The organism is Flavobacterium sp. T12S277 (assembly GCF_048514875.1).
Taxonomy (GTDB): domain Bacteria; phylum Bacteroidota; class Bacteroidia; order Flavobacteriales; family Flavobacteriaceae; genus Flavobacterium.
The window spans coordinates 1-5284 of record NZ_JBLYEG010000037.1; the positions used below are offsets into that span (position 1 = coordinate 1).

2 protein-coding genes are annotated in these 5284 nt (G+C 29.1%); both read left to right on the forward strand.

Annotated elements, in window-relative coordinates:
- Positions 1 to 34: 34 nt before the first annotated feature.
- Positions 35 to 4912 carry a beta-ketoacyl synthase N-terminal-like domain-containing protein gene (locus ACN1CN_RS22380; protein ID WP_419137857.1) on the forward strand — a complete coding sequence of 1626 codons (4878 nt, stop codon included), beginning with the start codon at positions 35 to 37 and terminating at the stop codon, positions 4910 to 4912.
- A 29-nt stretch (positions 4913 to 4941) separates the two neighbouring features.
- Positions 4942 to 5284: condensation domain-containing protein (locus tag ACN1CN_RS22385; RefSeq protein ID WP_419137859.1), on the forward strand; the 343-nt coding region annotated here is incomplete at its 3' end.

The window sequence follows — 5284 nt, forward strand, 5'->3', positions numbered from 1 at the left end:
TTTGGATGAGTTATCCAGGTTGTTGCCTGATTATATGGTTCCCGGTGCTTTGGTTGTTATGGATTCTTTTCCATTGACTATTAATGGCAAGCTGGACAAACGTTCTTTGCCTGATCCTGATTTTAGTTCATCATCGGAAGATTATACAGCTCCAAGGACGGAATTGGAGAGATCGATCTGCAGTATCTGGGAAGAAGTCCTTGGATTGGACAGAGTTGGAGTAACGGATAATTTCTTCAAGATAGGTGGTAATTCGATATTATGTATTCAGCTAAAGCAAAATTTAAATAAGCTTAAAGAATTTAAAGATATTGGTATTGCTGATTTATTTAAAAATGATACAATTGCCAAACTTATTTCTAGTATAGATAATCATAAACAAACAAATTATAAACTACAAAATAGTATTGGCAAAAATCGTAATCATGAAATTGCTATTATTGGAGTTTCAGGTGAATTTAGTGGCGTAAAAAACCTTGATGATTATTGGCAGCTAATTATAAATCAGAAGGAAGGTCTTCAGTTTTTTACTAAAGAAGAATGTAAAGATATAGGGATTAAAGAAACTTTGTTAGAAAATGAAAATTATCTTCCAGTTGCAGGTTTAATTGAGGATATTGAATTATTCGACCCATTATTTTGGGGTATTTCTCCAAACGAAGCTAAACAGCTTGATCCTCAAATCCGTAAATTTATTGAACACTGTTGGTTTGCCTTAGAAGCATCAGGATATGGTAATAATCATAAAGATTTTATTACTGGTGTTATTGGGGGAAGTGGAAGCAATGATTATTACTATAATCATATTTTAAAAGGTGAAATGGCTGATGAAATCAATGTGTGGGATGTAGCAGCCTCAAATAGTAAAGATGCTTTAACAACTAAAACTGCATTTTTTCTGGGTTTATCAGGACCAGCTAATTCAATTAATACCGCCTGTTCTACTAGCCTAGTTTCCGTTGTTGAGGGATGTCAAAAATTGCAATTAGGTATATGTGATATGGTTTTGGCAGGAGGAGTATCCTTATTGTTGCCAGATCAAATTGGTTATATATATAACGAAGGCATGATTTTATCAAAAGATGGACATTGTAGGACTTTCGATGCGGATGCATCTGGAACAATTGGAGGTTCAGGGGTAGGTGTTGTTTTGCTTAAGCGTTTAGAAGATGCTATTAAAGATAATGATAATATAATAGGAGTAATCAAAGGATATGCAACAAATAATGATGGCGATCGAAAGATAGGATACACTGCTCCTTCTATAATAGGTCAAAGTGAATGTATAATAAATGCTCAAATAAATGCAGGCATTACATCAGATGAAGTTGATTATGTTGAATGTCATGGAACAGGAACTAATATCGGAGACCCAATAGAAATTCAAGCACTTAGGGAAGCATTTACTTACAATATAGATAAGAAAAAAAAAATAGATAAAAATACAATTTTAGGATCGGTTAAAGCAAACATTGGACATACTAACTCTGCAGCAGGTATAGCTGGTTTACTTAAAGTATGTAGCATGTTGAAAAATAGTGAAATCCCTGGACAAACTAATTTTAATATAATTAATCCGGAATTATATTTAAATAAAACTACTTTTAGTATTAATACAAAAAATAAGGAATGGATTGCCAATTCAAATAGACAGAGAATAGCAGGGGTTAGCTCATTTGGAATTGGAGGTACAAATGCACATTTGATTATTGGAGATTACATTTATGACAAAGAAAAATCAATTAAAATTAAAAATAATCAATTTATTTTAGATAATAAGTGTGTAACTCAAAATTATATTATTCTTTTTTCTGCTAAAAGTAGAAAATCACTTGAAAATCACAAACAATTATTTATAGAATATTTAAAAGGAATAAATAAAGATGATGATGTAGAGAATATAAAAAATATCGCATTTACCTTACAGGAGAAAAGAAAGCATTTTGAATATAGAAGTGCATATAGAGTTACAAGTAAGCAAGAATTGATTAGCAAGTTAAATGTAGACTTATCTTATATACAAACTACTGCTGAAGAGAATAGTAAAATTGTTTTCATGTTTCCTGGTCAAGGAGCTCAATATACTCAAATGGCCAAGGGACTATATGACAATGAACCACAGATTAAATGTATTATTGATAAATGTATTGATTTAGCTAATAAATTTTTAGCGATTGATCTTTATCAGGTAATTTATCCGTTGGAAAATATTTTAAATTATGATATAAATGAAATTCAATTTACTCCAATCTCATTATTTATTATTGAATATTCTTTAGCTAAGTATTTAGAATATTTGGGTGTTCATGCAGATGCATATATTGGACATAGCTTTGGAGAATATGTTGCTGCAACTTTAGCAGGAGTATTTGATTTGGAAGATGCTATTAAAATTGTGATTGTAAGAAGTAAGTTAATGCAATTAATGGAGCCTGGAAGTATGCTGTCAGTAAATGCTGAAGAACACGTCATTAAAGAAATTGTAGAATCATTCAATTGTGAAATTGCAGTAATTAATTCAGTTGAAGATATTGTGATTTCCGGTACAATAATAGGTATTGAAAAACTTCAAAAGACATTAGAGAAACAAAATATTCCTGTGGTTAGATTGAAGACTTCTCATGCAGGTCATTCAAAAATGATGGAAAAAGCAGCTAAAGAATTTGAAAAGGAATTTAAACAAATTAAGTTAAATAGACCTAACAAAGTATTTGTTTCTAATTTGACAGGAGAAATTGCTACGGACGAAGTTAGTACAGCGGCATACTGGTGCAGACATCTCAGAAATACAGTATTGTTTTCTAAAGGAATCGATAGACTTAGTAAGGAATATAATTATCAAGTTAGTTTTATTGAAGTTGGTGTAGGGAAGGGACTAAGTTCATTTGTAAATAAATATAAGAATGCTAATAAATATAAAAAGATACAATCTTTGCAATTATTACCTTCGTCGAAAGAAGTAAATGAGAGTGATGAATATTACCAAAAAATTGAATTTGGTGAAGATATTAAAGCAAAACTTTGGATCTCAGGAATTATTGATAATCCTAATGACGTTAAATTGTTTAATGAAGCGAAACTAATAACAGATATTCCACGTTATCAATTCGATTATCAAGATTGTTGGATAAAAAAAGGTGATCTTCCGAATGCTAAAACATTTAATTCACTCGAAAATATTTGTTATGAGCGCTCATGGGAAAGAAGTGATGTAATTAAACAAAATAAGGATTTTTCTAAAAATATAAAGTATAAAAATATTTTAATACTGATTAATGAAAAGATATTAGAAGATGAGACTTATGAATTACTAAATCTCCTAAGAGATAATTATGATAATACTAATTATGCAATTCATCAATTATCTAATGATATAGATGCTGATTTTATATTTGATTTTAATAATAAATCACATATAAGTAAAATTTTAGATAAGAAAAATAATATTGATGAAATAGATTTAATAATCTACATATCATCAAGTATTGATGTTATGAATCCTGCTTTAGATATTTTTGCATTAAAGAATGTATTCGAGTGGTCAAAGCAAACAAGTATTAAAATTCCAAAAATAATTTCAATATCTTTTGATAATTATGAGGTTGTTGGCTCTGAATTATTAAAAGAAAGGCCTTCTATTGTTTATGGAGTCACAAAATCGATTCCATATGAATATTTTACTTCAAACACTAAAACGTTTCACATAGATTTATCTTCAAAAGATTATAATTATAAAGATTATCTGTTATCTATTCTAGAGCAAAATAAAGAAAATGAGTTAGTTGTAATAAGAGGTAAGTACTTTTGGACTCCAACTTATAAGAAAGCAAAAATTATTGATGTTAAAGATAAAATATGTAATCAAAGTTCTGCTTTTTTAATTACAGGAGGATTAGGGGCTTTAGGGTATGCCTATGCAAAGCACTTATCAAATAATCATAATCAATGTACACTTATTCTAATAGGCCGTACTATAGAGGCAAACCTAAGAGAAGATTATAAAAATAGACTCGCTGTTTTAAGACAAACAAAACATAACATAATTTACTCTGCTATTGATATTGGAGATTCTGAGGCCACAAATGTCTTAAAAGATATCCTAAAAATTAATTGTATAAGTAATATTAATGTTGTTTTACACACTGCGGTTACTGTTGCTCAAAGTGCTTTAAATAATAAAACCCATAATGATATTGAGCAAGTTCTTAATCCTAAAGTAATAGGTATTGAAAATTTATTGAAACTAGCCAAATTTGTACCTATAAATAATTTGGTAAGTTGCTCATCATTAACAAGTATAATGCCTTCATTGGGGAATATGGAATATACTGCAGCAAATCTATATTTAGATGAGATAAGTTATAGGAAACACTCCAATGTTGATTCGATACTTTCAGTTAACATAAATCAAATCTCTGATGCAGGAGCGGCGTTAGAATTTATTGAAAATAGTGTAACCAAAAGTGGAAAAACTTCAAACTCAATTCTAAGCAAGGAATTTCCTGTTATTCTAGAGAATTTATTAGTAGCTAACCATCAAAAAAATATTTGTATATCAAGATTTGATATACAAATTGGATTTACGAATTATTTCAAGTTTTTAGATTTTCAAAAGAATAAAAATGAGACATTAGGTAATATCAAATTGATTGAAACAGATTTTAGTGATATAGAATATAATATTGCTAAGATATTTGGTGAGGTATTAGGTTTAGAGGAAATCTCAGTACAAGATGACTTTTTTAAGATTGGAGGAAATTCGATTTCAGCTATAAAAGTATCTCATTTGATGAGTCAGGCATTTGAATGTGATATTTGGGTATCCGATTTGTTTAAGCATAGAACAATAGAAAATCTAAAAGAAATATTATTTAACACTACTAAAATAAAAGGAGAGGTTTGGGAGATATGAATTTAATAAGATTAGTCAATGACTTTAAAATGAATAACTCAATTATATGGGTTGAAAATGATAATATTAAATTATTTGTATCTGATAGTTTTAAAAGTGATGAATTAAAAGATTTAATTGTAAAGTTCAAGCCTGAAATATTTAATTACTTGATATTTAATAAAATTTTTTCCAAAAGTGATTTTATAAATAAAAGAATATTTGTTTTTGATCAAAAGGAGAGTGTTTTATCTTTTGCTCAGGAACGTTTATGGTTTATCGAGCAGTATGAGCAAGGTACGAACGCTTACCATATGCCATCTGTATTTGAGCTTGATAAATCTACAGATATTGATGGATTGCGGTATGCACTTGAGTGTATTGTGTGGAGAC

Coding starts and splice junctions, on each gene's coding strand:
- ACN1CN_RS22380 (WP_419137857.1), top strand. CDS start 35: ATGGTTCCCGGTGCTTTGGTTGTTATGGATTCTTTTCCATTGACTATT.